Annotated in this window: 26 protein-coding genes; 3 read left to right on the top strand and 23 right to left on the bottom strand. The window is 66.9% G+C overall.

What is annotated here, in order from left to right; translation table 11 throughout:
* Positions 1–57: 57 nt before the first annotated feature.
* The 10 genes from ACIGJD_RS16140 to ACIGJD_RS16095 form a co-directional block, all read right to left on the bottom strand.
* Positions 58–993, bottom strand: coding sequence for an NAD(P)H-hydrate dehydratase (locus tag ACIGJD_RS16140; RefSeq protein ID WP_483687048.1), 936 nt, complete (start codon positions 991–993; stop codon positions 58–60).
* Complete coding sequence (locus tag ACIGJD_RS16135) at positions 977–1783, bottom strand: histidine phosphatase family protein (protein ID WP_483687047.1); 807 nt, start codon at positions 1781–1783, stop codon at positions 977–979. Before ACIGJD_RS16135 ends, ACIGJD_RS16140 begins: the two co-directional genes overlap by 17 nt.
* Before the next feature lie 247 nt (positions 1784–2030).
* Positions 2031–3722, bottom strand: coding sequence for an alkaline phosphatase D family protein (locus tag ACIGJD_RS16130; protein ID WP_483687046.1), 1692 nt, complete (start codon positions 3720–3722; stop codon positions 2031–2033).
* Positions 3723–3912: 190 nt separating this feature from the next.
* On the bottom strand, positions 3913–5061 hold the full coding sequence (locus ACIGJD_RS16125; RefSeq protein ID WP_483687045.1) for an LCP family protein: 1149 nt from the start codon (positions 5059–5061) through the stop codon (positions 3913–3915).
* 30 nt (positions 5062–5091) lie between these two features.
* Entirely contained in the window at positions 5092–6231 is a 1140-nt protein-coding gene (locus tag ACIGJD_RS16120; RefSeq protein WP_483687044.1) for an LCP family protein, read from the bottom strand.
* Positions 6232–6367: 136 nt separating this feature from the next.
* Positions 6368–7036 (bottom strand): arsenate reductase/protein-tyrosine-phosphatase family protein, encoded by a 669-nt coding sequence (locus tag ACIGJD_RS16115; RefSeq protein ID WP_483687043.1) that lies wholly within the window; start codon positions 7034–7036, stop codon positions 6368–6370.
* A 150-nt stretch (positions 7037–7186) separates the two neighbouring features.
* A complete protein-coding gene (locus ACIGJD_RS16110; RefSeq protein WP_483687042.1) occupies positions 7187–7819 on the bottom strand; it encodes a DUF305 domain-containing protein in 633 nt (210 codons plus the stop codon).
* A gap of 56 nt (positions 7820–7875) precedes the next feature.
* Positions 7876–8337, bottom strand: coding sequence for a hypothetical protein (locus ACIGJD_RS16105; protein WP_483687041.1), 462 nt, complete (start codon positions 8335–8337; stop codon positions 7876–7878).
* Between the two features lie 32 nt (positions 8338–8369).
* Positions 8370–10520 (bottom strand): heavy metal translocating P-type ATPase, encoded by a 2151-nt coding sequence (locus ACIGJD_RS16100; protein ID WP_483687040.1) that lies wholly within the window; start codon positions 10518–10520, stop codon positions 8370–8372.
* Between the two features lie 83 nt (positions 10521–10603).
* Positions 10604–10960, bottom strand: coding sequence for a heavy-metal-associated domain-containing protein (locus ACIGJD_RS16095; protein ID WP_483687039.1), 357 nt, complete (start codon positions 10958–10960; stop codon positions 10604–10606).
* A gap of 268 nt (positions 10961–11228) precedes the next feature.
* Here ACIGJD_RS16095 and ACIGJD_RS16090 point away from each other — a divergent pair, with 268 nt between their 5' ends.
* Entirely contained in the window at positions 11229–11909 is a 681-nt protein-coding gene (locus tag ACIGJD_RS16090; protein ID WP_483687038.1) for a PAS and ANTAR domain-containing protein, read from the top strand.
* On the opposite strand, the gene ACIGJD_RS16085 is transcribed toward ACIGJD_RS16090, so the two are convergent.
* From ACIGJD_RS16085 to ACIGJD_RS16075, 3 genes are read right to left on the bottom strand one after another with little or no spacing between them, the layout of a single operon-like run.
* Positions 11906–12529, bottom strand: a complete 624-nt coding sequence (locus ACIGJD_RS16085) for a hypothetical protein (RefSeq protein ID WP_483687037.1) — start codon at positions 12527–12529, stop codon at positions 11906–11908. The genes ACIGJD_RS16090 and ACIGJD_RS16085 overlap by 4 nt on opposite strands.
* A gap of 51 nt (positions 12530–12580) precedes the next feature.
* Positions 12581–13285 (bottom strand): sortase domain-containing protein, encoded by a 705-nt coding sequence (locus ACIGJD_RS16080; RefSeq protein ID WP_483687036.1) that lies wholly within the window; start codon positions 13283–13285, stop codon positions 12581–12583.
* Between the two features lie 17 nt (positions 13286–13302).
* Positions 13303–14076 carry a hypothetical protein gene (locus tag ACIGJD_RS16075; protein WP_483687035.1) on the bottom strand — a complete coding sequence of 258 codons (774 nt, stop codon included), beginning with the start codon at positions 14074–14076 and terminating at the stop codon, positions 13303–13305.
* A 231-nt stretch (positions 14077–14307) separates the two neighbouring features.
* On the opposite strand from ACIGJD_RS16075, the gene nhaA reads away from it, so the two are divergent.
* Positions 14308–15660 carry a Na+/H+ antiporter NhaA gene (gene nhaA / locus ACIGJD_RS16070; protein WP_483687034.1) on the top strand — a complete coding sequence of 451 codons (1353 nt, stop codon included), beginning with the start codon at positions 14308–14310 and terminating at the stop codon, positions 15658–15660.
* 10 nt (positions 15661–15670) lie between these two features.
* Here the strand turns inward: nhaA and ACIGJD_RS16065 are convergent, their stop codons facing one another.
* The 6 genes from ACIGJD_RS16065 to ctaC form a co-directional block, all read right to left on the bottom strand.
* Positions 15671–15934 (bottom strand): hypothetical protein, encoded by a 264-nt coding sequence (locus tag ACIGJD_RS16065; protein ID WP_483687033.1) that lies wholly within the window; start codon positions 15932–15934, stop codon positions 15671–15673.
* 109 nt (positions 15935–16043) lie between these two features.
* Positions 16044–17201: an ABC transporter ATP-binding protein gene (locus tag ACIGJD_RS16060; RefSeq protein WP_483687032.1), complete on the bottom strand. Its 1158-nt coding sequence runs from the start codon at positions 17199–17201 to the stop codon at positions 16044–16046.
* A complete protein-coding gene (locus ACIGJD_RS16055) occupies positions 17198–18787 on the bottom strand; it encodes an ABC transporter permease (RefSeq protein ID WP_483687031.1) in 1590 nt (529 codons plus the stop codon). The genes ACIGJD_RS16060 and ACIGJD_RS16055 overlap by 4 nt, the downstream gene beginning before the upstream one ends.
* Before the next feature lie 4 nt (positions 18788–18791).
* Positions 18792–19847 (bottom strand): iron ABC transporter substrate-binding protein, encoded by a 1056-nt coding sequence (locus tag ACIGJD_RS16050; protein ID WP_483687030.1) that lies wholly within the window; start codon positions 19845–19847, stop codon positions 18792–18794.
* Positions 19848–20409: 562 nt separating this feature from the next.
* The gene (ctaD, locus tag ACIGJD_RS16045) at positions 20410–22143 is read right to left on the bottom strand and encodes an aa3-type cytochrome oxidase subunit I (protein WP_483689520.1); all 1734 of its coding nucleotides are present in this window, start codon (positions 22141–22143) and stop codon (positions 20410–20412) included.
* Between the two features lie 35 nt (positions 22144–22178).
* A complete protein-coding gene (ctaC, locus tag ACIGJD_RS16040) occupies positions 22179–23066 on the bottom strand; it encodes an aa3-type cytochrome oxidase subunit II (protein WP_483687029.1) in 888 nt (295 codons plus the stop codon).
* A gap of 104 nt (positions 23067–23170) precedes the next feature.
* On the opposite strand from ctaC, the gene ACIGJD_RS16035 reads away from it, so the two are divergent.
* On the top strand, positions 23171–23326 hold the full coding sequence (locus tag ACIGJD_RS16035; protein WP_483687028.1) for a hypothetical protein: 156 nt from the start codon (positions 23171–23173) through the stop codon (positions 23324–23326).
* A gap of 31 nt (positions 23327–23357) precedes the next feature.
* Here ACIGJD_RS16035 and ACIGJD_RS16030 read toward each other — a convergent pair whose 3' ends face one another.
* The 4 genes from ACIGJD_RS16030 to ACIGJD_RS16015 form a co-directional block, all read right to left on the bottom strand.
* Positions 23358–23843 (bottom strand): hypothetical protein, encoded by a 486-nt coding sequence (locus ACIGJD_RS16030; protein WP_483687027.1) that lies wholly within the window; start codon positions 23841–23843, stop codon positions 23358–23360.
* Positions 23843–24562, bottom strand: a complete 720-nt coding sequence (locus ACIGJD_RS16025) for a VIT1/CCC1 transporter family protein (RefSeq protein WP_286398787.1) — start codon at positions 24560–24562, stop codon at positions 23843–23845. The genes ACIGJD_RS16030 and ACIGJD_RS16025 overlap by 1 nt, the downstream gene beginning before the upstream one ends.
* 176 nt (positions 24563–24738) lie before the next feature.
* Positions 24739–24969 (bottom strand): hypothetical protein, encoded by a 231-nt coding sequence (locus tag ACIGJD_RS16020; RefSeq protein ID WP_286398786.1) that lies wholly within the window; start codon positions 24967–24969, stop codon positions 24739–24741.
* A complete protein-coding gene (locus ACIGJD_RS16015) occupies positions 24969–25226 on the bottom strand; it encodes a hypothetical protein (protein ID WP_483687026.1) in 258 nt (85 codons plus the stop codon). The genes ACIGJD_RS16020 and ACIGJD_RS16015 overlap by 1 nt, the downstream gene beginning before the upstream one ends.
* Between the last annotated feature and the right edge of the window lie 280 nt (positions 25227–25506).

The raw sequence follows: 25506 nt of genomic DNA, 5'->3' as shown, positions 1-25506 counted from the left end.
TTTAGCCGGGGGCCATCCGCGTGCCGGGGGCACCTGCAGTCCGATGTAAGCCGGACGTCAAACGCTGAATTCCAGCATCAGGGCGGGCAATTCGTCAGCCAGTTCGCGGGCCAGGAAGCCAAGCGGTCCCAGCCTGCTGGCCAGGCGGTCCCCCGCGGCTGCATGCAAGTGGGTTCCCCAGCAGGCTGCCTGGGCGCCCGTGGTTCCGCGGGCCCGGAACCCGGCAATGGCTCCCGCCAGCACGTCGCCGCTGCCGGACGTGCCCAGCCCGCCGTACCCCGTGGTGATCTTCCACAGCTGCGGCTCGTCCGGGTTCAGGCCGGGCGGCTGGGTTATCAGCCCCTGGCAGCTGACCACGGCCCCGAACCTGGCGGAAATCTCTGCCAGGTCCTTTTCGAGGTCGTTCACGTCCCGCCCCAGCAGGACCGCCGCTTCCGTCGGGTTCGGGGTGAGGATCAGCCTTCCGCGCCACGGGTCCAGTTGGTCCTCCAGCGGCACCAGGGCCCCCAGCGCGTAGGCATCGAGGACGACGGCGGGACCTTCCCCCGCTCCAGCGTCGCCCTCGGAGCCACTGTCCGCGCCGCCCTCGCGGCTGAGCATCGCCTCCAGCAGTTCATTGGCAAGGTCGGGATCGTCCAGGCCTGGGCCCACCAGGATGGCGTCGGCTTTATCCAGGTAAGGGGAGATCCGGTCCAGTTCCGGCTTAACGGAGCCAGTGGCTGTTTCCGGGAGTCCAATTGCGCCGCACTCGGGCATCGCCACCCCCAGGTGCACCGACACCGACTCGGCCACCGCCAGCGTGAGCTTCCCGGCCCCGGCGCGCAGGGCTGCGGTGCCGGCCAGGAGGGCTGCCCCGGGGGTGGCCCTGGCCCCGCCAACCACCAGTACCGAGCCCCGTGAATACTTGTCCGCGCCCGGCTGCGGCAGCGGCCACTCCCGCAGGAGCGACGGCGTCACCAGGGTGGGTCCGGATGCATCAGTGCGGGCGGACACTGGTGTCTCCCGCGTGCTGGGTGACCTCTACGCCCTGCTCCGCCAGATGGTCAGCCACGTTGAAGCTTTCCAGCGTCCATGGCCCCACGCCGGAGGGGCGGACGAACTTGGTCAGTGAGGCGTTGAGGATGGCCTCCCTGGCCGCCAGGTCCAGCAGGTCCTTTTCGGTGAGGCCTTCCAGGACATACCGGAACAGCATGATCACGGCGTCGTGGCACACCAGCATGACCCGCTGGCCCATGCCTGTGCTGTTGAGCTCCGCCAGGACGGACCGCAGCCGCAGTGCCACGTCCGCCCACGATTCCCCTCCGGGCGGGCGGTAGTACAGTTTGCCCAGCCAGTCCCGGCGCTCGGATTCCCCGGGGTAGCGGTTCTCCACGCCCAGCCGGGTGAGCCGGTCCAGGATCCCCAGTTCGCGGTCACGGAGCCGCTCGTCGGTGCGCACCTGCAGTGGCCAGCCGGCTGTTTCCACCGCAATCTCAGCCGTCTGACGGGCACGCGCATATGGGGAAGACACCACCGCGTCGGGACGGAACTCCTCGGCGATCCGTCCCAGTGCCGTACCCAGGGCCTTGGCCTGGTCCCTGCCGGTTCCTGACAGGTCCACATCCGCATCGCGGGCGGGAACCTCGATGACCTCCACGCCGGCTTCACGGGCCTCGGTGGCCGCAACGTTGCCTTCGCTCTCACCGTGCCGGATCAGCAGCAGCTCCACGGCCCCGGGCTGCTGAACCGCCTCCGTCAGGCCGCCGTCGTTCGCTGAAGTGCTGTTTGCTGAAGTGTCCTTCAAAAAATCACCCCGTTCTGGCTGTTCCGAATGCGTACCGAATGCAGGAACACTACTAACGGCGTACCCAGGGGTCGGCGCAAAATAACCGGCGACGGTGGCAGCACCCGGGTGCGCCGCCGTCGCCACAGCGCTACGCGGCTTGACGCGCATTTTCCTCAGCGACGCGCAAAGGCATCGACGCACCCCGAATATGGGCGCGTCAGGGAAGATCCGCGTCGCCGGTGGTTTTGCGCGTCGAGGGCACCGTCTACCGTTCCGGCATCAGCACCTTGGAAAACACCGTGGCCCCGTTCGCGTTCCGGAGGCTGGCGGTGAAGCTGTTGTCCTCACCCAGCTGGACGTGGCCGAAGAACTGGTTTTCGCCGTCGCGCGGCGACTCCCCGGCGAAGCGTCCGGTCTTGGAGAACACCACCTCAGGGCCGAATGTGCCGTCCATGCTGTTGGGGCCGAAGGAACCTGCGGCGATGGGACCGGCCACGAACTCCCAGAAGGGGGTGAAGTCGGTGAATGCGGCACGCTCGGGGGAGTAGTGGTGGGCGGCGCAGTAATGCACGTCCGCGGTCAGCCACACCGTGTTCTTCACGCCGTTGCGCTTGAAAGCGCTGAGTACCCCGGCGATCTCGAGTTCGCGGCCCAGGGGAGCGCCGTTGTCGCGGTTGGACAGGCTCTCCTGGTTGACCGGGCCGTCCGGCACCACGATGCCCAGCGGCAGGTCGTTCGCGATCACCTTCCATGTCGCCTTGGACTTGGACACCTCGCGGATGAGCCAGTCCACCTGCTCCTGGCCAAGAATGTTCGTGGCGTAGGGTTCTTTGCCGTCCGTGTTGGGGGACTTGTAGGTGCGCATGTCCAGGCAGAAGATGTCCAGCTGCGGCCCGCGGGAGATCTTCCGGTAGATCCGTGCCGGCTGGTACTGGCCGGCGTCATCGAACGTTCCCGGGCGCCAGATGGCCGAGCTGTCGGCGATGGGCATGTTCTCCTGCCACGCCTGCCGGCCGCGGGCGGCGAGGGTGTTGACGTCCCGCACCGTGTAGCGCGGATCGTCGAGGATCTGGCCCGGGTACCAGTTGTTGTGTGTCTCGTGGTCGTCCCACTGCGCGATCACCGGTACGTCCGCGAACAGGGCCCGCATGTTGGCGTCCATGGAGTTGTAGCGGTGCCGGCCGCGGAATTCGGTGAGCGTTTCGGCCACCTTGGACACTTCCTCCGTGACCAGGTTGCGCCAGACCTGGCCGTCCTTTTCCACCACGGTTTCGGTGATGGGCCCGTCCGCGTAGATGGTGTCCCCGGAGTGGATGAAGAAGTCCGGGCGGGTCTGATGCATGGCCCGGTAGCCACGCATCCCGCCGATCTCCTCGTTGATGCCCCAGCCCTGGCCGGCGGTGTCGCCGGTCCACACAAAGCTCTGGGCGGACGACGCCGGGACGTCGCCGCCGTTGCTGGTGTCACCGGTGCGGCCCTTGCCGTTGACCGTCCCGGCGTCGGGAGCCGTGCGGAAGCTGCCGTGCACCGTCTCACCTGCCGCGCCGCCGTCGTCCTCGAAGCTGATCTCCAGGGCAAAGCGGGTGTTGGACGGGAGGTTTCCGGCGTGGATCTTGGCGGTGAAGTCGGACGCCTGGGTGGCGCGGGGCCCGCGGAGGACCCGCTCAAAGGCGCCCCGCCCACGCAGGATCTGGCCGCCGTCGTCCACTGCCCGCAGGACGGCCGTCATCCGGCCGGCTCCCGAGGCGCGGGACCAGAGCACGGCGGAATCAGAGGTAACGTCGCCCGTGGCGATGCCGCTGGGCAGCGTGAGCCGGTTACGCACCAAGGCGACGCCGGCGGGAGACTGGGTGGCTGCCGAGGCGTTGGCGGCGGGCACGGAGGCCAGCGCGGCGGCGAGGACGGAACTCTTGACTACGGTGCGGCGGGAAACCCCGGCCTGGGAAGATTCGCTCATGACCTCAGGTTTTCCCCGGCCGGCACACAGACTCCGACGCCGCGGTGAACGGACGGTATACGACGCGCAAATTCCCCCGCGATGCGCCAAGCCGCCGCCGCACCCCGAATATCGCCGCGCCAGGGAATCTGCGCGTCACCACCGCTTTGGCGCAGCGCCACCTGTCCCCGAAGCCCGGCGGACCCCGGCCCTATGGCTTCGCGAAGTCGCCGATGCGGCCCTCCCGCAGGGCCGCGCCCACGGCCGCGATGCCGCCGTAGTCAGGGAACAGCACGGACTGCCCGGCCACGAAGCCGGAGCCCGCGGTCGGAAGCGTCATGGTGCCAATGGCGTTCACGTCAAGGTTCCGCAGGCTGTAGGCCAGGATGGCGGCCTGGACGGGGTCGAAGGCCTTGTCCACGGTCAGGCAGCAGGAAGCGAAATCGACCAGGGACCGCACAGCGTTCACGTCGTTGAGGGCGCCGCCTGCGGTGAGGCGGGCCAGGATGGCGCGGAGCATGATCTGCTGGTCGCGCACCCGCTGGAAGTCGCCATCGGCAAAGGCGTAGCGCTCGCGGGAGAATTCCAGCGCCGCCTGCCCATCCAGGTGGTTCACCCCGGCGGGAAAGACGTGTTGGGTTTCAATGCTGGACTGGAACGGGATGGGAACGTTGACGTCGATGCCGCCCAGGCCGTCCACCAGGATCTTGAACCCGCCGAAGTCCAGCATCAGGGTGTGGTCGATGGTGATCCCCAGCAGCTGCTGCACGGTGGCAGTCTCCATGTCGATGCCGCCGTACTGCAGGGCGGCGTTGATCTTGGCGGCTCCATAACCGGGGATGTCCACCCAGTTGTCGCGGTTGATGGAGATGAGGTACAGGTTGCGCCGGTCAGCGGGGACGTGGACCACCATCAGGGAGTCTGCCCGCTGGTCCTGGGGTTCCCCGGTGGCTGCCGTGTGGGCGGCCGCATCACGTGCCGGGGTGCCGCCGCGGATGTCACTGCCGATGACCAGGATGTTCATCGGGGCTGCAGGCAGGTCCGGGATAGGGGCAGGCGGGGGTGGGGGAGCAGGAGCAGGAGCAGGCGGGGGCGTTTCAGATGGAGTCGGTGCGGGCGTTTCGCTGGGCGACTGCGTCTGGGTAGCTGCCGGCTGCGCTTCCTGGCCGGCGCGGTTCAGGCTGAAGACCGCGATTCCGGCCGCCACAACCAGCACCACCGCCACGAGCGCAGCAATCCAGCGGCGGCGGCCCAGGGCAACCAGCCAGGCGGGCCGGTGGGCGGATTGCCCGGCGGGCTGCGAACCGGAGTTTCCGGGGCCGCCGGGGCCGGATGGATCAGAACCGCCTGGGATGCTCATGACGCCTCCACCTCATTGTGACTGGTGGGATCAGTGTCCGTCCGGCAGGGCCTCATTGGCTACATAGTTGTCCAAACTGTCACCTGCCAGCGCGTCGCCGATGTCCTTGATGGCCTTCTGGTCTGGAAGGACGATGGATTGGCCGTCCGGGGAGGTTCCCACCCCCAGCGTGGGAAGGGTAAACGTTTTCAGGTCGCCCGCACGCACATTGCGCAGTTCCAGGGCCAGGTTCGCCAACGCCGCTGCACTAAGTCCGCTGTCCACGCTGATGAACGGCGCCATGGCAGTGACCGCGATATGCGCCTTCACGGGGTTCAGGAGCGTTTCCGGGCTCAAGTTCTTGGCGAAGAGCGCCCTCACGAAGGCCTGCTGGTTGCGCACCCGCTGGTAATCCCCGTCTGCGAAGGCGTAGCGCTCGCGGACGAACTCCAGAGCGTGTTCGCCGTCCAGCAGGCTGCGCCCCTGCTGGTAGGAGAATCTGTTGTGGGCGGAAACGAAGGGCTGGGCGATATTCACCTCAAGCCCGCCCAGGGCATCGGTGAGGCCAACAAATCCCTCAAAATCGACCATGGCCACGTGGTCCACGCGCTGGCGGAACATCGTTTCCACCGTCTGCACCATCAGGGGGACGCCGCCATAGGCGAGGGCCGCGTTGATCTTTGCCCTGCCGTGGCCGGGAATGTCCATCCAGAGGTCACGCATGAGGGAGATGGCGAAGATTTTGGCGCGGTCAGCCGGGATGTGCACCAGCATGAGGGTGTCGGCGCGCTGATCCGAACTGCTGCCCGAAAGCGCTGTGCCGACCGTTGCCCCGCGGCTGTCGCTGCCCATCACCAGAATGTTCAATGCCTCCCCCCTGGCAGCCGGCGCTGCGGATGCTGCTGCAGCTCCGGCAGCCTGACCGCTGCCGGCGCCTTCAGCCGCTGTTGCATTGGACGGCGACCGGGGCTGGGGTCGGTTGGACTCAGGCGGGAAGGGATTGTCGATGATTTTTGCCCGTGAATCGAAGGCGTGGCCGAGGGAGAAGAGGTATGCGCCGCCCGCGGCGGGGACCAGGACCACCACTGTGAGCAGCACCAGCAGTACGGCCCGTAGAGGTTGCCGACGGTGCCTGGTCCTCCCGGCAGTGCGAAGCGCGGTGATGCTGCGAAGCTTCGCCCGGATGATCATTCCGGAAAATTAGCATCGCAAAATACACGCTGCATCGGGGGAAACCACAGAAAACCCGCAGCCAGTTCCACAGCCGTCGCCCGCCTGGGACCAGGACGGCGGGCAGGCGAAGTTTGGCCAATCCTTTCCGGCTGTCCTACAGCTGGGCGGCGTCGGGGCTCACCGGTGCATTGAGGCGGGCGTGGCGCAGGATGGAGACGATCGCCGGGGCCAGCTGGTCCTCCATCTCCCGGTAGACCTCAGCCGAGCGGCGGTACGGGTCCACGATGTCATTTTCTGCGGGGTCGGCCGGCAGGGAGAGGTGCCTCACTCCGGCGGCCCGGGCGGGCAACCCCCGCCAAAAGGCGGCGTTGGCAGCGAGCCGGGACTCGTCGTCGGACGCTGCTTCCTGGGGAGGCACGGCGGCCTTGCTGTCATCTTCGGCGGCCCGCTGGTCCAGGACATTGAGCATCCGGGCGAACTCGCGGATGGTGAAGGTCCGCTTGAGCAAGGAGGCGTCCAGCTGCAGGACCTCGCCGCGGTGCCCGGACGTCATGGTGAGCACCAAGTCCACGCCGCGCAGAATTCTGGGGGTGAGCTGGCGGGCTGCGAAGCCATCGGGATTCCCGCCAAACGTCCGCACGATGTCCGCCGAGATGGGCTGCATGGGCTCGCCCACCAGGGCGCGGGTGCCCGCACTGGACACCTGGAAGCCGCCGGGCACCACTTGGTCGAGTCCCGCCTGCAGCAGCCGTTCGGCCACGGGCGACCGGCAGATGTTGCCGGTGCAGACGGTCAGGATTCGTACTGGTGCGGAAGTGTCCAAGGAGATTTTCTCTTTTCCCAGCTGGCGGCGGATCCGTTCGGGCCCGTGCCCTTCAACTTAACACGGGATGGCGCGGCGGCGGCGCCCGGACCGGAAGCCGCCGCCGCGCCGTTCACGTTGACCGCCCGGGGCCGGCGGGCTGTCCCATGGCTAGAGCGTGGCCAGCAGCTGCTTCATCTGCGTGATCTCCGCCTGCTGCGCGCCCACGATGTCGTGGCCCAGCTTCACCGCTTCAGGGGATTTGCCGGCGCTGATTTCCTGCTGTGCCATGTCGATGGCGCCCTCGTGGTGGCCGATCATCTGCTGCAGGAACAGCCGGGCAGCGTCGGTGCCGGTGGCGGACTTGAGCTTGTCGATGCCGGCGTCGTCCACCATGCCGGTCATGCCGTGGCCGGTGTGGTCGCTCATCGTGGTGGGCACGTTCCAGCCCTGGAGCCACCCGGTCATCTGCTCGATCTCGGGTGCCTGGGCCGCCTTGATTTTGGTTGCCAGGGCAGTCACCTCTGCTGGAACGTCCTGCTTGTCCAGGATGATGCCGCTCATCTCCACCGCCTGGGCGTGGTGCGGGATCATCATCTGGGCAAACATGATGTCGGCCTGGTTGTGGTCCTCACCGGCGCTGGGGCTCATGCCGGCGCCGGGCATCGTGCTCGACATGGGGGTGGAGCTGCCGTGGTCCATGGGCATGCTGTTGCCGGAACCGGCGTTGGCGGCGCAGCCGGCCAGGCCGAGTGAGGCGGCCAGGGCAGCAGTGACGGACAGGGTCTTGAGAGAGGTGTTCATGGTTGTCTTTCAGGGAGGTAGGTGAACTGGTCCGTGGTGGGTTGACGCAGTCCGGTTTACGTCCGGCTGATGGACAGGTCGCAGGGTGTGGGGCAGGGCGGCGAATAGCTGCAGCCCGGAGTGTTGCCGACGGCGGCCAATGCAGGAAGGGCGGCCAGGGACGCCGGGGGCGGGGAAACGCTGACTGGGCCGCCCGGTGCCGTGGGTACGCAGGGCGCCCCCGATTCCTGCGCGCCCGGGCAGGAATCGCCGCAGGCTGCCGCGGCAGGCACGGCAGGGTCCGGCATGGCATGGTCCGGCACGGCCAGGGTGGCAGCGGCGTGATGGCCGTGATGGCCGCCGGCAGTAAAAGGCGCGACGGCGGCGTGCCCGGCTGAGTGCACCGCGGGGGAAGCAGACCCGTGGGAACCATGCCCGGAGGTGAGCACGTGCATGCCCAGCAGCCCTGCGATGACGGCCAGGGTAGCTGCCAGCAGCCAGAAACGGCGAAGGAGGGACACCACGGCGCGGGTGGTCATGGCCGTCCCTCCTTTCACTGGCATTGGAATGTTCAACGTACCTCGGACGGGTTCAGTTTCAGGCGCCGGAGGAGTTGGGCGTTCAGTGCCACCACAACGGTGGACGCGGACATCAGCACTGCACCAGCGGCCGGCGACAGCACCACCCCGGCGAACGCCAGGACACCGGCGGCCAGCGGCACGGACAGGATGTTGTAGCCGGTGGCCCACACCAGGTTCTGCCACATCTTCCGGTAGCTGGCCCGGGACAGGTCAACCATGGACAGCACGGCCCGCGGGTCGTTTCCGGCCAGCACCACACCGGCTGACTCCACTGCCACGTCGGTTCCGGCGCCGATGGCGATCCCCACCTCGGCGCGGGCCAGCGCGGGGGAGTCGTTGACGCCATCGCCCACCATGGCCACCTTCAGCCCGCGGCCCTGCAGTTCGGCCACTTTCTTGTCCTTGTCCGCGGGCAGGACCTCGGCGAACACTTCGTCGATGTCCAGGTCCGCGGCCACTGCCTGCGCCACCTGGCGCGCGTCGCCGGTGACCATGGCCACCTTGACGCCGCGCCGCTGCAGGGCTGACACCGCCTGCCGCGACTCCGGCCGTACCGCATCTTCCATGCTCACGGCACCCAGGACGTTGCCGTCGTCGACAACATGCAGCACGGCGGCTCCGCGGTCCATCCACGCCCGGGTGCTGTGCGCCAGCGCGTCGGGTTCGACGACGCCGAGCTCGCGCAGGAGCGCCGGCCCGCCCACATGCACCGTACGGCCGTCAACGGTCGCCCGGACCCCGCGGCCCGTCAGCGAGGTGAAGCCGGTGGCCTGAGGCAGCGCCAGGTTCCGTGCCGCGGCAGCGCGTACGATGGCCCGCGCCACGGGGTGCTCGCTGTCGGACTCCACGGCGGCGGCGAGGGCCAGCACCGGGCCGGCATCCGCTCCTTCAGCCACGGCGATGTCCTTCAGTTCCGGCTCGCCCGTGGTCAGGGTGCCGGTCTTGTCGAACAGGACCACGTCGATGGTGCGCATCCGCTCCAGCGCCATCCGGTTCTTGATCAGGACGCCGGCCCGCGCCGCCTGTTCGGTGGAGATGGCGATCACCAGCGGGATGGCCAGGCCAAGGGCGTGCGGGCAGGCGATGACCAGTACGGTGACCGTCCGGGTGACGGCGTCGGGAACGCTTCCCATCAGCGTCCAGGCGATGAAGGTCAGGACACCGGCGCCTGCGGCAAAGTAGAAGAGGAAGGCGGCAGCGCGGTCCGCCAGGGCCTGCGCGCGCGACGATGAGGCCTGTGCTTCCTCCACCAGCCGCTGGATGCCGGCCAGTGCGGTCTGGTCGCCCACGGCCGTGACCCGGACCCGGACGCTGCTGTCCGTGGCCACCGTTCCGGCCACCACAGGATCGCCCGCACCACGCGCTACGGTCTTGGACTCGCCGGTGATCATGGATTCGTCGAACTCGGCCTGCCCGTCCACCACGTTGCCGTCGGCGGGCATGCGGGCCCCGGGGCGGACCAGGACCAGGTCGCCGGGACTCAGTTCGGACACAGGAACTGTCTCGGTGCCGCTGTCCGTGATGCGCTCGGCCTCGTCCGGCAGCAGCGCGGCGAGGGCATCCAGGGCGCCCTGCGCGGACCCGAGGGCGCGCATTTCGATCCAGTGCCCCAGCAGCATGATGGCCACCAGCAGTGCCAGCTCCCACCAGAAGTCCAGGTCGAAGCCGCCGATTCCCAGGCTGGTGACCCAGGACGCGGCGAAGGCCACCGTGATGGCCATGGCGATCAGCAGCATCATTCCCGGCGTGCGGTCCTTGAGTTCCTGCAGGCCGCCCTTGAGGAACGGCTGTCCGCCGTACAGGAAAATTACGGTGCCTAAAACCGGGGGGATCCAGGCGGAGCCGGGGAACTCCGGCGGCATGTAGCCCAGCAGGTGGGCCATCATGGGGCTGAAGTAGACCACGGGGACGGCAAGGGCCAGGGTCAGCCAGAACCTGTTCTTGAACATGGCTGTGCTGTGCCCCGCGTGCTGGCCGTGGGTGTGGATGGTGTGGTCATCGTCGTGCTGGTTGTGTCCGGTATGCCCCGCGCTGTGTGCCGGGGGTTCCGTCAGCGTTCCGCTGGGTGGCTGCTGGTGGTCATGCCCGCCGCCCTGGTGGTGCATGCCGGGGTGGGCCTGCATATCGTGTTGATCCTGCATGGTTCCTCCTTGGAGGCAATCGCTGCCCGGCTCTACCCGGGCCTGCGGAAAATGTTCGGACCGCGCACTGGGCGCAGTCCATCTCAAGCCAGGGCGTAACCGGCGTCAGCCACAGCCCGGCGGACGTCGGTTTCGGATACCGGGCCGGTTACGGCAAGCCGGGAGCGGCCGCCCGGTACCAGGTCAACCGAGGCCGCCGTCACGCCCGGGAGAGCGGATACAGCAGTTTCGACAGACCGGACACAGTGCCCGCAGGTCATGCCCTCCACCGCAAAGCTGCGGTGGGCGGAGGCGCCGGCGTCTGCATCTACGACGGCGGCGGGAGACTCCTCGGGGGCGGTTGCAGGGAAGCTGCCGGCCGGTTCGGCCGGGTTGGCTGGAGCGCAGCAGCTGCAACCGGAGGATGCGAGGGGGAGCTGGGGTCGGTTCCCGCTGTTCATGTCAGTTCCAATCCGTTGAGGGAATCAAGGGGTGCTGGGGTTGAACGGCTGTGAAAGGCCGGCGCGAGTGCGCCCGCCGGGACATACCACTTCACTGACAACACCGCCAATATACCCCCTAGGGGTATAAAGGTCAAGCACAATAACGCATGTCCCCACGAGTTCCATGGGACCTCCCGCCCTACCTTCTGTTGCGCAAGGCGACCATACTGGAAGGAGCGAGGACAGGGCCGGCCCGCTGGGGGCCGGCCATTGCGGGAGGTGCCCTGTGACGGAGCTCAGCGATCTGTACACGTATTCGAGTGCACTCGGAGACAGCGAAAGCGACGCCGGGATCTTCAGAGTAGACCTGGAACCCGCCGGCCCAACCTTCCAGTGGTCGGACGGGATGTTCCGGCTGCACGGTTACCAGCGCGGCGAGGTGGTGCCCACCCTGGAACTGATCTTCGCCCACAAGCATCCCGACGATCGGGAGCAGTGCGAGGAGATTGTGGAACACGTTTCCACCACTGGTGGCTTCTTCTGCATCTATCACCGGATTGTGGACGCCCATGGGAAGACGCGGCGCGTGCTGACTGCCGGCGAGGCGGTCCTTGGTGACGACGGATCAGTGGTGGCGCTCGAGGGCGTGACGGTGGACCTCAGCCGCACGCTGCAGCGCGAAACTGAACAGACGGCGCGGGACGCCGTCGCGGGCGCTACGGCAACCCGGACCGTGATCGACCAGGCCCGCGGGATCCTCATGGGCCAGCTGAAACTCGGCTCCGATGACGCGTTCCAGATGCTGGTGAGCACCAGCAGCCACCGGAACGTCAAGCTGGTGGTGGTCGCCGCGGAACTGGTGCAGCTGGCCAACTCGCCGGAGGCGCGGATCTACCTGGACCGTGCCGTGCGGGCCATCCAGCTGCACGGCACAACGGACCACGCGGGAGGCCGCCGCGCCGGCTAGTGGTGCTCCACCCAGCACGCAAGGATGGTGGTGGAGAGTTGGTAGGCCAGGGCGTTGCGGCTCAGGGCGTCGGGACCGACCGCGGCCGGAAGCGCTGACGCGTCCACCTGCAGCACAAAGTTGTCCTTTTGGAACACGGCAGAGCCGGCTGCGGTTTCGTAGGCGGGGAAGCCCAGGTTGGCCAGACCCTCAATAGGCGTGACACCCGTGGCGAGGGCCTGCATGGCATCAAAGTAGGTCCGCGCCTTGGCCTGGTCAGGAGCTTCCTGCACGGAAATTGTCAGTGCGCCCTCCGGCAGGTGGTAGGTGCAGGTGAAAGTGCTGTTGGCCCAGTTGCTGACGGTGTGCGGTTTCTGCTTGAGGGACAGGATGGTGGTCAACCGGTCCATTGGCTCGTCCCCGCACACCATTTTCGCCGCTTCGCTCGGGGCTGCCGGACCGGCCTGCGGGGCGGCCGGGTCGGTGCCGTGGTGCCCGGCATGCCCGGCATTCGGGGTTTCCACGCTGGCGGCAGGGGACGCGGCCGGAGGGGCATCGCCGGTGGATCCTGCCGCCGCCGCACAACCGGAGAGCGCCAGGGACAGCGCCAGGGGCGCCAGCAGGGAAACGCGGTTCTTCATGGCCATCCGTCCTGGCCGCCCCGGTTGAGGCGACCGTTGTGTACTGTCCAATTAGGCTTTGAGCTTGGCGAAGACAACGTAGTTGTCATCGAAGAGGCCGGTGGCGGCGTCGTAGCCGTCGCAAGTAATCAGCCTCAATTCCGAACCGGGCGTGTTTCCGTAGACCTCCACGGTGGGGAAGTTGTCCTTGCCGTAAACGGCGCCCCGTTCAACAACGAAGGTGGCCGTACTGCCGTCCGCCCGTGTCACGTTGACCTCGGCTCCGGGTGTGAGGGTGCGGAGGTCGGCGAAGACCCCCTTGTGGCCGCCGAGGGCGTTCACATGGCCCAGCAGCACGGCGGGACCGCGCTCCCCGGGAGTGGGCGAGCCGTTGTACCAGCTGGCGGGGGCACCGTTGCCGGTATCCTCCGGAACCTCCAACGATCCGTTGGCACGCAGGCCAAGGCTCAGCAGTTCCGTGCGGAGGCCAATCACGGCAATGTCCAGGACGGCCGGTTCGGACCGGGGCAAGACCGGCGGTTCGGCCGCGGTTGGGGCGGTTGCCGCAGCCGGGCTGGAAGGCGAGGGTGTCTGCGGGTGGGCCGCCGCAGCGGACGGCGTTGGGGCGCTGGAGGAGGCGGTGGCAGTGGCAGCCGCAGGGCCGGCGTCGGACGTTCCTGGCGTGGTGCCGCACCCCGCCAGGGTGAGCAGGAGCAGAAGCCCGGCAGCCGCAGGGGCCCGAAGGCTCCTGCGGCGGCCGGAGTTCAGGAAGGACATAACAGGGTCAGCCGGACTCAGGCTGCAGAACCGGAACTGCGGCGACGAACCAGGTAGGCGCCGCCCGCGGCTGCTGCCAGGACCAAGCCACCGCCCAAAGCGAGGACGCCGGAGTCGGTTCCGCCGGCCTGCTGGGCAACGCCGGTGTCAGCGCCGCCGGCAGGCATCTTCATTTGGCCAGCCTTCAGCGTCCCGCACAATGCAGGGGAGGTGGCAGCGAGCGGGAGGCTCGGGACCAGGTCGGATTTGGCGGCCTGGGCGGCCGGGCTGAGGGTGGCGGGATCCAGCCCGTGGACAACCACGACGGCGGTACCGGCTTCCAGGGCGGCCTTGGTGTCGGCGTTGAGCTCGAAGGTGCGGTCAACGGTGTAGCTGGCTCCCTGTCCGGCCAGCTTGAGGTCCAGGCCGGCAGCAGGGCTGGTGTCGCCGCTGGTGGAGAGGGTGGTCACGATCCCGCCATAACTGGGCGCGCCCTCGGTGGTGGAAACCACTCCGTCACCGTCCTTGTCCGCCGACGGTGCGGGACAGGCGCCCTGGGCTCCGCCGTGGATGTGCTGGACGTGCGGGTAGGGGGCGTTGTTGAAGGTGGGAGCCAAGCCGGAGACCTTCAGGACGGCGTGCGCCTGGTTGCCGGTGACATCCACTGTGACAGTGCCCGAGGCTGAGCTGCCGTTGATCTGGGAAAGGGTGGACTGGTAGGTGTGGTCGGCTGCGGAGGCGGGACCGCCTGAGAGGGCCAGAGCGCCCAGGGCCAGGGTGGGAACCGCGAGGAAACGAAGTGTCTTGTTCATCGGAAAGCATTCTCCTCATGCGAGTGACGTAATGTCCCAGATGAGGGACATTAATGATTCGGTGCCACCAATACAGCCGGATGGGTATTTTTGTGAATTGCCCCACAAAATTTGTAAAGGCCCCCGGGGAGACGCGTTTGGGAGGGGGCGGCGCCGCCCGTAAAATAGACGAAGGTGCGCCGGGAAGTCTGGTCGGCATGACATTGTCGAACCCGATTTAAGGACGCCTGCATGAATTCCAGCACGCCCGCCCCCAAGAAAAACTCGTTCTTCGGCTCCACGGTCTTCTCACGCGGCAGCTATGCGGAAGCGCTGCGCATCGGGGAGATCCTTCGCAAGGAAACGGTAGGCGGCGCCCTCCTGGTCATCGCCGCCGTCATCGCCCTCATCTGGGCCAACTCCCCGGCGTCGGACAGCTACTTTGCGCTCCGCGACTTCAAGGCCGGCTACGAACCGTGGCACCTGGAACTGAGCCTGGGGGCGTGGGCGGCGGACGGCCTGCTGGCCATCTTCTTCTTCCTGGTGGGTCTGGAACTCAAGCGCGAATTCGTGGCCGGTGACCTGCGCCAGATCAGCAAGTCGATCGTGCCCGTGGCGGCCGCCGTGGGAGGCGTGGCGGTCCCGGCGGTGATCTACGCCGTCGTCAATCTCGCCAGCCCGGAGACACTCCGGGGCTGGGCCATTCCCACCGCAACGGATATTGCCTTTGCCGTGGCTGTCCTGGCGATCATTGGATCCCACCTGCCCAGCGCCCTGCGGATCTTCCTGCTCACGCTCGCGGTGGTGGATGACCTGATCGCCATCACCATCATTGCGTTCTTCTACTCCAGCGACATTCACGTGGCGCCGCTGCTCCTGGCACTGATTCCCCTGGCCATCTATGCCTTCCTGGCGCAGAAGTTCCGCCGGTTCTTCGGCCTCCATGCCGCCGCGGCGTGGCTGGTCCTGCTGCCGCTGGGGGCCGTGACCTGGACGCTGGTGCACGCTTCCGGCATCCATGCCACCGTGGCCGCGGTTCTGCTGGGCTTCGCCATTCCCGTGATCCGCTCCCAGGCGTCCGGCGGACCCGAGGCCGGGCCCGGGCTTGCCGAGATCTTCGAGCACCGGTTCCGGCCCATCTCCGCGGGCGTGGCAGTACCCGTCTTTGCGTTCTTTTCGGCCGGCGTGGCTGTGGGCGGCTGGGCGGGACTGGGCTCGGCCCTGACGGACCCCGTGGCGCTGGGCATCATCCTGGGCCTGGTCCTGGGCAAGCCGATCGGCATCCTGGCCACCACCTGGATCCTCACCAAGGCCACGAGAGCCACCCTGGACAGCTCCTTCAAATGGATCGACGTGTTTGGCGTTGCGCTGCTCGCAGGGATCGGCTTCACCGTCTCCCTGCTGGTGGCCGAACTCAGCTTCGGCAACGGCAGCCTGCATGACGACCACGCCAAGGTGGGCATCCTGGCGGCGTCGCTGGTTGCCGCGCTGCTGGCAACGGCCGTGCTGCGCACCCGCAACCGGCAGTACCGGCTCGCCGAAGAGCTTGAGAAAGTCGATACGGACCACGACGGCGTCCCGGACGTCTACCAGGACCGCGCCTGATCCCTCTCCGCTAGGCGGTGGCGAGCGGCGCGGCCGGAGGCTGCGGTTTGGCTGTGACTTCCAGCCTGACCGGAGCCGGATCCACGTGGCGGATCTCCAGTGCCTCGGGGTCCAGCAGCTTCCGGGTGCCGGTCCGGTCATCCAGGATCCAGAAGAGTTCCAGGGCCGTGACGACGCCGGTCACCTTACCCTTGTGGAAGAGCCTGCCCCTGTGCCAGGCCTCGATCTGGTCCCCGACGCGAAGCTGGGCCGTACGTACTCCTTGTGCCTCCATAATGGACTGCCTCCTGCTGTTGTATCCCCGTAAGCACAGCTTGCCGGGGAGACATTGCCGGAGTGTTTCCGCAGGGTGATTTTTCTGTGTCAGGAGTTGCGGATGGTGCTTAGTCGTCCATCGGGAAGGCGACGGCTTCGCCCACCACCCGCAGGCACAGCTCCATGCCGGGCCGGGCGATCGAGGCGTTCCAGTGCCGGATGGTGATCACTTCGCCGCCGCCGGGGTAGCGGTGGTCGGCGTGCTCCGCCACTTCCTTGGGCACGTTCAGTTTCAGCCGCACGGTGGTTTCGGGGCCGAAGTAGTCCGTGTCCACCACCACGCCGCGGATGGGCCCGTCCTCGGCAATGCGGATCTGTTCGGGCCGCAGCATCAGCTGCACCCGCCCCTGTGCAGGCGGCCGGCGGACCGGGATGCCGCCCAGGGAGCAGGTGGCCAGCGAGCCCTCCAGCCAGGCGTCAAGGATGACGGCGTCGCCCAGGAATTCGGCGGTGGCCCTATCCGCTGGGCGGGTGTACACCACAAAGGGGTTGCCGATCTGGGCCAGCTTGCCGCCGCGCATCACCGCCACCTGGTCGGCGAAGGACAGGGCCTCGGCCTGGTCGTGGGTGACCAGGATGGTGGTGACCCCGGCCTCGGCCAGGACCTTGGCCACGGCGCGGCGGGTGGCCACGCGCAGGCCGGCGTCCAGGGCGGAGAAGGGCTCGTCCAGGAGCATCAGTTCCGGTTCGCGGGCCAGCGCCCGGGCCAGGGCAACGCGCTGCTGCTGGCCGCCGGAGAGCTGGTGCGGGCGGCGCTTGGCCATGGATGCGTCCAGCGACACCATTTCCAGGAGCTCCGCCACCCGGGCGTTGACGGCACGCCGGCCGCCGTCGAGCTTAGCCGCGTTCAAGCCAAAGGCAACGTTCTGGCCCACCGTCAAGTGCGGGAAGAGTGCACCGTCCTGGGCCACGTACCCGATCTCCCGCTTGTGCGCCGGAAGCCAGGCGCCATCACCGGCCACAAGGGTGCCGTTCAGCGAGATGCTGCCGGTGTCCGGGTGTTCAAAGCCGGCGATCAGGCGCAGCAGCGTGGTCTTGCCGGAGCCGGAGGGGCCCACGATGGCGGTGGTGCCGCCCTTGGCGACGGACAGGTTGACGCCCCTCAGGACCGCCTGCGATCCGAAGTTCTTGGTGACGTCCGTGATCTGCAGGTGGCTGTTGGTGGTTGCTGCCACGGAGGGTGCCACCCGGGGCTCGGGCAGCCTGCGGGTTGATGGTGCTGTCACTGTCCGGCTACTTTCTTGGACTGTTGGAAGAGGAGGTAGGTCATGGGGGCGGAAAGCAGGATCATCAGCAGCGCGTAGGGGGCGGCGCCGGCGTAATCGATTTCGCTGCTCTTGCTCCAGAACTCGGTGGCCAGGGTCTTGGTGCCGTTGGGGGACAGCAGCAAGGTGGCGGTGAGCTCGTTGGCGATGGCAAGGAACACCAGCGCTGCTCCGCCGGCGGCAGCCGGGGCGGTGAGCCGCAGGGTGACGCGGATGAAGGCCAGCAGCGGCGGCTTGCCCAGTGCCTGCGCTGCCTCGTCCAGTTCCTTGGGGGCCTGTGCCAGCCCGGCCCGTAAATTCACCAGGGCGCGGGGGAGGAACAGGAGCACGTACGCCGCCACCAGCAGCCCGGCGGTCTGGTACATCCCGGGGACCATGCGGATGCTCACGGTGACGAACGCCAGGGCCACCACGATGCCGGGCATGGAGCTGGTGACGTAGTTGGACAGTTCCAGGGACTTGCTGAACCAGCCCGGGTGGCGGACGGCGAGGTAGGCCATGGGGAAGGCCACCACGGTGGTGGCTGCGGCGCCTGCGAGCCCGTAGGTGAACGTGGTGAGGAGCGCCGGCAGGAACTCGGACGCGGTCCAGATGTCCGCCCCACCGGCCAGGATCCAGCGCATGACGTAGTACAGCGGGAGCCCGAAAGCCAGGGCGGTCAGGGCCAGCAGGAACAGCTGGGCGGGAACCTGGTAGGTGTGCAGCGGGAGCCGCAGCGCCCTGGCCTGCACGCCGGAACCGATCCTGGCGTAGCGGGCCGTGCCGCGGCTGCGGACCTCGGCGACCAGCAGGAGCAGGCAGAAGAACACCAGGACGCTGGCCAGCATGTTCCCGGCCGCGCCGTTGAAGGTGGACTGGTACTGGGTCATGATCGCGGTGGTGAAGGTGTCGAACCGGATCATGGCGAAGGCCCCGTATTCAGCCAGCAGGTGCAGGCCCACCAGCAGGGCACCGCCGGTCAGTGCGATCCGGAGCTGGGGGAGCACCACCCGGAAGAAGGTGCGCCAGGCGCCCAGTCCCAGGGCGGCGGCGGACTGTTCAATGGCCGGGTCCAGCCGGCTCAGCGTGGCCGCGGCGGGGATGTACACCAGCGGGAAATAGGAGAGCGTGGAGATCAGGATGCCGGATCCCAGCCCTCCCAGCGACGGGACGGCGGAGACCCAGGCGTAGCTGTTGACGAACGCGGGGACGGCCAGCGGAGCGGCCAGCAGCACGGCCCAGATCCGGTGGCCGCGCAGTTTGGTCCGTTCCACCAGCCACGCTCCCGCCACGCCAAGCAGCAGGCACAGCGGGATGGTGGCGGCCATCAGGAGCAGGGTGTTCAGCAGCAGTTCGCCCACACGGGGCCGCAGGATAAGTCCGACGGCGGTGTCCCACCCGGTTGCCACCGTCATGTAGGCCACGTACCCCAGCGGGACGAGGGAGAAGAGGGCGATCAGCACCGCCAGGACGGACACTGCGGAAACGCCGAAAGGCGGGCGGGGGCTGTTGCCCCGGCCCGCCGTCGTCGTGCTCCGCCTGGGGGGAGCCGATAGGTCGGTGGTCACGGAATTAGAGGAGTCCTGCCTGGGTCATCAGATCGGTGACCTTCTCGGAGTTGAGCTTGGCGGCGTCAACCTTGGGCGCCTGCAGGTCCTTGATGGGGACCAGCTTGTCGTTGGCGGGAACGTCGGAGCCGATGGCGTACTCGAAGGACGTTCCGTTCTTGAGGACTTCCTGGCCCTTCTTGCCGGTGATGAACTTCAGGAACCCCTGCGCAGCGGCAGCGTTCTTGGAGGACTTCAGTACACCGCCGCCGGAGACGGACAGGAACGCGCCCGGGTCCTGGTTCTTGAAGTAGTACGGGGTGACGTTGTTCGAGTTTTCACCGGTCTTGGCCTGGTCGCCGTAGTAGTAGTAGTGGTAGATGAGGGCGGCATCCACTTCACCGGCGTTGACGGCCTTCATGGCGGTGCTGTTGCCCTTGTAGGCCTTGGAGTTTTCCTTCATGCCCTTCAGCCACTCTTCGGTGGCGGACTCGCCCTTCAGCTCCAGGAGTGCGGAGACGATGGCCTGGAAGTCGGCGCCGCTGGGGGAGGCGGCCCACCGGCCCTTCCACTCCGGGTTGGCAAGGTCGAGCATGGACTTGGGCAGCTTGTCCTCGGTGAGCTTGGTCTTGTTGTAGACCAGCACGGTGGAACGGGCGGCGATGCCGGTCCACTTGCCGGTGGACGGCGAAAATTCGGCGGGCACCTGGGACAGGGTGTCCTTGTTGACGTCGGCGAACAGCCCGGCATTCTCAACCTGCGTCATGGCGGGGGAATTCTCGGTCAGGAACACATCCGCGGGGGAGGCCTGGCCTTCCTGGATGATCTGGTTGGACAGTTCGGTGTCCGAGCCCTGGCGCATGGTCACCTTGATGCCGGTTTCCGCCGTGAAGGCATCCACCCACTCCTTGGTAAGGCTCTCGTGCTGTGCGTTGTAAACCGTGATTTCGCCCGAGGCGGCACCGCCGGACGCGGCAGACGAGCTGCCGCCGGCGGGAGTGGAGCCGCCGCAGGCGGTCAGGCCGAGAGCTGCGCTGGCGGCGAGTGCGATGCCGGCCAGCGCGCTGTTGCGGATCTTCATTGAGGCTGCTTTCGGTGGGGAAAAGTCTGCTTGAACCTAAGTCCTATTAGGAAACACGAATGTTGCCTATGTCTGAAAACTGTAGGGTAGGCAATCCTAAGCTCCAAGCCGAAAAGCGGTTTAAGTGACGAGGTTCACATCAATTACGAAACTGTGGCGTGACGTAATTCTTGTACAGGCCCTGGTACACCATTGCTCGCGTTCGGGCCGCCTCTGTGCTGTGGCCGGCAGTGGGAGTGCTCCAGGCAGGAACTAGCCCCGTTGCCAGAGGCCCCCGAGATATTCACAGGCTTCCATCCGCCGGGAGGGAGGTCAAGGGCGGGTGCCGGTGCGCATAGGGCCGGCGACGGCGGGAGCCGGCCTGCGCTGCGCAAAAGCATTTTCGCTGCCCGGATTTGGACAGCGCTGCTGCCTTTGCGCCTCAGAAAGAAAGTTGCGCGTCGGAAAGAAACTTGCGCCCTGGAGGAAACCTGCGCGTACGGAAGTAGTTTCCGCGCCGACGAAGAACGGCGCCAACTCCCTTTCGGATGCCGGCGCCGTTCGTTGACGAGTGGCCAGGGGCCTACTTGTTCGGGTTGGGATCGTGGACGTCGTGCTCGCCGATATCGGCGGCGCCCAGGATGCTTTCCCCGGGCGCATCCTCATGCGGATGCACGCGGATGCTCAGCTCTGGGTGGTGCAGGTCCAGGGCGGGGCGCTCGGAACGGATCCGGGGCAGGGACGTGAAGTTGTGGCGCGGCGGCGGGCAGGACGTGGCCCACTCCAGCGAAGCGCCGAAGCCCCAGGGGTCGTCCACCGTGACCTTCTTCCCCGCACGCCAGGTGATGTAGACGTTCCAGAAGAACGGGATCAGGGACGCGCCCAGCAGGTAGGAACCGATGGTGGAGAACTGGTTCATGAAGGTGAAGTTGTCCTCCGGCATGTAGTCCGCGTACCGCCGCGGCATGCCCAGGACGCCCAGCCAGTGCTGGATCAGGAACGTGGCGTGGAAGCCCAGGAAGAGCATCCAGAAGTGGATCTTGCCCAGCCGCTCGTTGAGCATGGTGCCGGTGAACTTGGGCCACCAGAAGTAGAACCCGGCGAACATGGCGAACACCACGGTGCCGAACACCACGTAGTGGAAGTGCGCCACCACGAAATAGGTGTCCGAGACGTGGAAGTCCAGCGGCGGGGACGCCAGGATGATGCCGGTCAGGCCACCGAAGAGGAACGTGGCCAGGAACCCCATGCTCCACAGCATGGGCGTTTCAAAGGTCAGCGAGCCGCCCCACATGGTGCCGATCCAGTTGAAGAACTTCACGCCCGTGGGCACCGCGATGAGCATGGTCATGAAGGCGAAGAACGGCAGGAAGATGGCACCGGTGACGTACATGTGGTGCGCCCACACCGTCACCGACAGGGCGGCAATGGCGATCGTGGCGTACACGATGCCCTTGTAGCCGAACAGCGGCTTGCGGCTGAACACCGGGAAGATCTCCGAGACGATGCCGAAGAACGGCAGCGCGATGATGTACACCTCGGGGTGGCCGAAGAACCAGAACAGGTGCTGCCACAGGATGGCGCCGCCGTTGGCGGGATCGAAGATGTGCGCACCGAACTTGCGGTCGGCGCCCAGGGCGAACAGCGCTGCGGCCAGCGGCGGGAACGCCATGAGTACCAGGATGGCGGTGACCAGCGTGTTCCACGTGAAGATGGGCATCCGCCACATGGTGAGGCCTGGAGCCCGCATGCAGATGATGGTGGTGATGAAGTTGACCGATCCCAGGATGGTGCCGAAGCCGGACAGCGCCAGGCCAAAGACCCACAGGTCACCGCCGATGCCCGGGGTGAACGTGGTGTTGGACAGCGGCGCGTAGGCGAACCAGCCAAAGGATGCCGCGCCCTGGGGTGTGATGAAGCCGGAAACGGCAATGGTGGAGCCGAACAGGAAGAACCAGAACGCAAGGGCGTTCAGTCGCGGGAACGCAACGTCAGGGGCGCCGATCTGCAGCGGCATGATCACGTTGGCGAATCCGGCGAACAGCGGAGTGGCGAACATCAGCAGCATGATGGTGCCGTGCATGGTGAACAGCTGGTTGTACTGCTCTTTGGTCTGCAGGATTTGCATGCCGGGTTCGAACAGCTCGGCGCGGATCAGCAGCGCCATCACGCCGCCCGCACAGAAGAACACGAAGGACGAGATCAGGTACATGTAGCCGATGGTTTTGTGGTCAGTGGAGGTGATCCAGTTGACCACGATGGTGCCTTTGGGGCGCCGGACCACTGCCGGTGCCGCCGTGGCTGCCGTTCCACCCATTCTCTGGCCTGTGGTGGTCATTACGGTGCCGTCCTTTACTCTGCTGGTTCCAAGGCCTGCGGTGCCGGTGCCGACTGTGGCTGCCGGTCAAAATCGTTGCCCAGGCTTCCGGTGTTGCCCTTGGCCTTCAGGTCGGCCATGTGGCTGTCATACTCCTGCTGGCTCACAACCCGGACCTTGAAGAGCATCTCGGAGTGGTATTCGCCGCACAGTTCGGCGCACTTGCCCATGTATTCCCCGGTCCGGGTGGGGGTGATGCTGATGTAGGGGTTGTACTGTTCGTGGCCCGGGTACAGGTCGCGTTTCTGCAGGAAGTCCACCACCCAGAAGGAATGCTGCACGTCACGGGACTGGAGGTGCAGCTCCACCTTTTTGTTAACCGGCAGGTACAGGGTGGGCAGCCGGTCCGGAGCGCCGTAGTCGCCGTTCAGGTGTGCCTGCTGCCCGGCGTCCTCGTGGACCTGTTCCTTGACGTAGTTGAAATCCCAGGACCACTGCTTGCCGAAGACGTCGATCACCACGTCCGGGTTGGCGTAGCGTTCATCGATGGCGCGCTGGTCCCGGTCCGTGAACACGAACAGGACGCCGATGACGATCAGCGGGACCGCGAGGTAGAACACCTCGAGCGGAAGGTTGTAGCTCAGCTGCGCCGGGAACCCCACGGTATTCTTCCGGCGCCGGTACGCCACGATGACCCAGATCATCAGGCCCCAGGTAATGATGCCCACAATCAGTGCGGCGATCCAGGAGTTGACCCACAAGTCAGTGATGAGTGGGGTTTTGTCGGTGGTGTCCCGGGGGCCTGGCAGGAAGCCGCGGGTGACTTCCGCGGAGCAGGAGGCCAGGGCCGGCAGTGCCAGCAGGGTAGCTGCCAGTGCCGCGAAGCGCCGCGTTCTCTGGTTCGTGAACGTTTTTTTACCCACTTGTGGTCCCTCCGGCACGTTCCAGAAGCCCAACTGCATGAGCCCACCGCACCAGCAAAAAGCCCGGTGGGTTGTGTGCCCAACCCTACGCGGGCAGGATGCTGATGGGAAGGGTTCGGACGGTGGCCAACGCCGGGGAGGAGCCGGGCCTGACCGTGGCACGAATCAGCCGGGACCGGCTGGCCCCGGTACGCACGCAGGTGCCGGTGCTCGAAAACCGCCGCTTCGCCGTCGTACCTTTCCTTGACGCAAGGCTCTGAGCGAGCCGCGACGCGCGGCTGCCGCCAAAAGCTACCGGATGCCCGCCCAGACCGATACTGCGCCCGAGTGGCCGGTGGCGATGCTTTGGTACACCAGGAAGAGTCCCGCCAGGACGCCCAGCACCGAGGTGGCGGGAAGAAGCCAGCGGGATTCCAAAAGACCGCGCAGGCCGCTGAAGGCGGGACGCCGGGTCAGCATGGAAGGGAAGGCTGCCACGATCTGCGCCGCCACCACCACCAGGAAGAACGCGGCGACAAAGCGCAGGAAGCTGCCCTGCTCGGCGTGCTCCTCGATCAGCTTCGAGGCCGGCCTTGCCTTCTGCAGCTGTTCCCCGGCCTCGGCCGTAAGGACGGACAGCGGGACCAGGATCAGGGCCAGGATCCCCAACGGCCAGGCCAGGTAGCGCCTGGAGCGCCGAAGCAGCGCGAAGACTACAGCTGCGAGCCCGGCCAGCGGCGCCAGGACCACCACACCGTGGATCAGCAGGATGTGGGCGGGAAGGCCTGCGATCTCCATCAGGCGATCCCGGTGGTGCCCAGCAGGCTGCCCACCGCAAAGGTGAAGGCCATGGCCAGTGCGCCGCCCACCACCAGCCGGATGGTCGCCTTGCGCTTGGAGCTCCCGCCGATCTTGGCGCTGATGGTGCCGGTCAGGGCCAGCGCCAGGATCACGGCAACGAAGGTGACCGGGATGCGCGCCTGTTCAGGCGGGAAGATGATGGCCAGCATCGGCAGGATCGCCCCGACCGTGAAGGCGATCGCTGAGGCGAAGGCGGCGTGCCAGGGGCTCACCACTTCCTCTTCGTCAATGTTCAGCTCGGCGGCCAGGTGGGCCTTCAGCGGGTCCTTTGCCGTCAGCTCCTCGGCAACCGTGCGGGCCGTGGCCTCGCTGAGTCCCTTGGCCTGGTAGATCCCGGCAAGTTCTTCCAGCTCGCCTTCGGGATCGTCCCGCAGCTCCTGGCGTTCCTTTTCAATCAGCGCCCGCTGGCTGTCACTCTGGCTGCTCACGGAAACGTATTCGCCCAGGGCCATGGACACCGCACCGCCCACCACCGCGGCAGTGCCTGCCACCAGGATGGGCGCAAGGTCGTTGGTGACGCCCGCGACGCCCACCACTGTTGCGGCGACGGAGACGATGCCGTCATTGGCACCGAGGACACCGGCGCGCAGCCAGTTGAGGCGTGCTGCCACGCTGCTGTCGTGGGGTTCGCGGCTCAGCTTGAGAGTTTCAGACATGCTGGCAGTAAAGCACTGCACGGAAGCCCACGCCACGAAGGTTTGCATCCCCTAACCGCGTGGCGTGCCAGCAGGGCGCTGGTCAGCAGCAGCACCAGCTGCCAGCCGGGGATGAGGTACCCGTTTTCCTGCACTAAACCGCGGCCCGGGACCGCGGTGCTTTCAGCGGCGCCGGCTCAGGCCGGTTCAGGAGCGTCCTGGTCCGGTACCTCGATCTGGAACCCGCAGGCGCAGCGCAGCACCCTGGTGGCCAGGTACACGCCAAGGGCTTCCGGCAGTTGGCCAGAGGTGCCGTGGATGGTGCGCATTTCGGCGCCGCTGGCAGCCATGACCTGGCCGCAATGGATGTAGTGGCCGCCGCGGACCAGGACGTCGGGGGCGCGCCGGCGCCCGGAATGGACGCCCATCAGGCGACGGCGGGATAGCTGCTGAGGATGTAATCGGCCGCCGCGGGACCGGTCATCCGCAACCGGGAGTTCCGGACATCCACGCCGCAGCGCAGCATTCCGGCGCGGAAAGCCTGGTCCGGCTTTGGCGTGAGGCCGTGCAGCGCTGCCCAGCTGACGTAAAGGCCGTAGAGGCAGTCGGGACCCAAGGGGCGATCACTGGAGGGTTCGGAGGTGGTTGCTTCGTCAAGGAACTGCTGGAACTGCGCGGACGCCATTGTGTGTCTCTTCCGCTTCTGCATAAATGCCACCGGTGGACTACAGCAGCTGCTCTTACCGGGCTTTGCAGAAGGTCCGGGGAGAACGGGCCATGATTCCCGTCACAGTCTCCAATCTACGCGCGGGTAGGGAGGAAGTACAGCCGGGCAGCACAGCTGCACCTCTTCCCACGGATTGATAAGGCTGCTTATCATATTGTTTCCTTCGACGGCAGACAAGGAGAACAAGGAGATGAATGGTTCACCCCTGCACAGGGAACTGCCACTTCCTGACCATGGA

It is taken from the genome of Arthrobacter sp. E1SS-5 (assembly GCF_057073715.1).
The sequence above is the reverse complement of the archived record's forward strand: the minus strand, read 5'-3'. Positions and strand labels throughout refer to the sequence as shown.

What these genes read in the sequence shown, in the direction of transcription:
- ACIGJD_RS16105 (WP_483687041.1), bottom strand. Translation starts at nt 8,337, where the DNA reads ATGACCACCCGCGCCGTGGTGTCCCTCCTTCGCCGTTTCTGGCTGCTG.
- ACIGJD_RS16050 (WP_483687030.1), bottom strand. Translation starts at nt 19,847, where the DNA reads ATGAAGATCCGCAACAGCGCGCTGGCCGGCATCGCACTCGCCGCCAGC.
- ACIGJD_RS16075 (WP_483687035.1), bottom strand. Translation starts at nt 14,076, where the DNA reads ATGAACAAGACACTTCGTTTCCTCGCGGTTCCCACCCTGGCCCTGGGC.
- ACIGJD_RS16120 (WP_483687044.1), bottom strand. Translation starts at nt 6,231, where the DNA reads ATGATCATCCGGGCGAAGCTTCGCAGCATCACCGCGCTTCGCACTGCC.
- ACIGJD_RS16125 (WP_483687045.1), bottom strand. Translation starts at nt 5,061, where the DNA reads ATGAGCATCCCAGGCGGTTCTGATCCATCCGGCCCCGGCGGCCCCGGA.
- ACIGJD_RS16025 (WP_286398787.1), bottom strand. Translation starts at nt 24,562, where the DNA reads ATGTCTGAAACTCTCAAGCTGAGCCGCGAACCCCACGACAGCAGCGTG.
- ACIGJD_RS16085 (WP_483687037.1), bottom strand. Translation starts at nt 12,529, where the DNA reads ATGAAGAACCGCGTTTCCCTGCTGGCGCCCCTGGCGCTGTCCCTGGCG.
- ACIGJD_RS16020 (WP_286398786.1), bottom strand. Translation starts at nt 24,969, where the DNA reads ATGGGCGTCCATTCCGGGCGCCGGCGCGCCCCCGACGTCCTGGTCCGC.
- ACIGJD_RS16130 (WP_483687046.1), bottom strand. Translation starts at nt 3,722, where the DNA reads ATGAGCGAATCTTCCCAGGCCGGGGTTTCCCGCCGCACCGTAGTCAAG.
- ACIGJD_RS16065 (WP_483687033.1), bottom strand. Translation starts at nt 15,934, where the DNA reads ATGGAGGCACAAGGAGTACGTACGGCCCAGCTTCGCGTCGGGGACCAG.
- ACIGJD_RS16015 (WP_483687026.1), bottom strand. Translation starts at nt 25,226, where the DNA reads ATGGCGTCCGCGCAGTTCCAGCAGTTCCTTGACGAAGCAACCACCTCC.
- ACIGJD_RS16030 (WP_483687027.1), bottom strand. Translation starts at nt 23,843, where the DNA reads ATGGAGATCGCAGGCCTTCCCGCCCACATCCTGCTGATCCACGGTGTG.
- ACIGJD_RS16110 (WP_483687042.1), bottom strand. Translation starts at nt 7,819, where the DNA reads ATGAACACCTCTCTCAAGACCCTGTCCGTCACTGCTGCCCTGGCCGCC.
- ACIGJD_RS16080 (WP_483687036.1), bottom strand. Translation starts at nt 13,285, where the DNA reads ATGTCCTTCCTGAACTCCGGCCGCCGCAGGAGCCTTCGGGCCCCTGCG.
- nhaA (WP_483687034.1), top strand. Translation starts at nt 14,308, where the DNA reads ATGAATTCCAGCACGCCCGCCCCCAAGAAAAACTCGTTCTTCGGCTCC.
- ACIGJD_RS16095 (WP_483687039.1), bottom strand. Translation starts at nt 10,960, where the DNA reads ATGAACAGCGGGAACCGACCCCAGCTCCCCCTCGCATCCTCCGGTTGC.
- ctaD (WP_483689520.1), bottom strand. Translation starts at nt 22,143, where the DNA reads ATGGGTGGAACGGCAGCCACGGCGGCACCGGCAGTGGTCCGGCGCCCC.
- ACIGJD_RS16035 (WP_483687028.1), top strand. Translation starts at nt 23,171, where the DNA reads ATGGGAAGGGTTCGGACGGTGGCCAACGCCGGGGAGGAGCCGGGCCTG.
- ACIGJD_RS16100 (WP_483687040.1), bottom strand. Translation starts at nt 10,520, where the DNA reads ATGCAGGATCAACACGATATGCAGGCCCACCCCGGCATGCACCACCAG.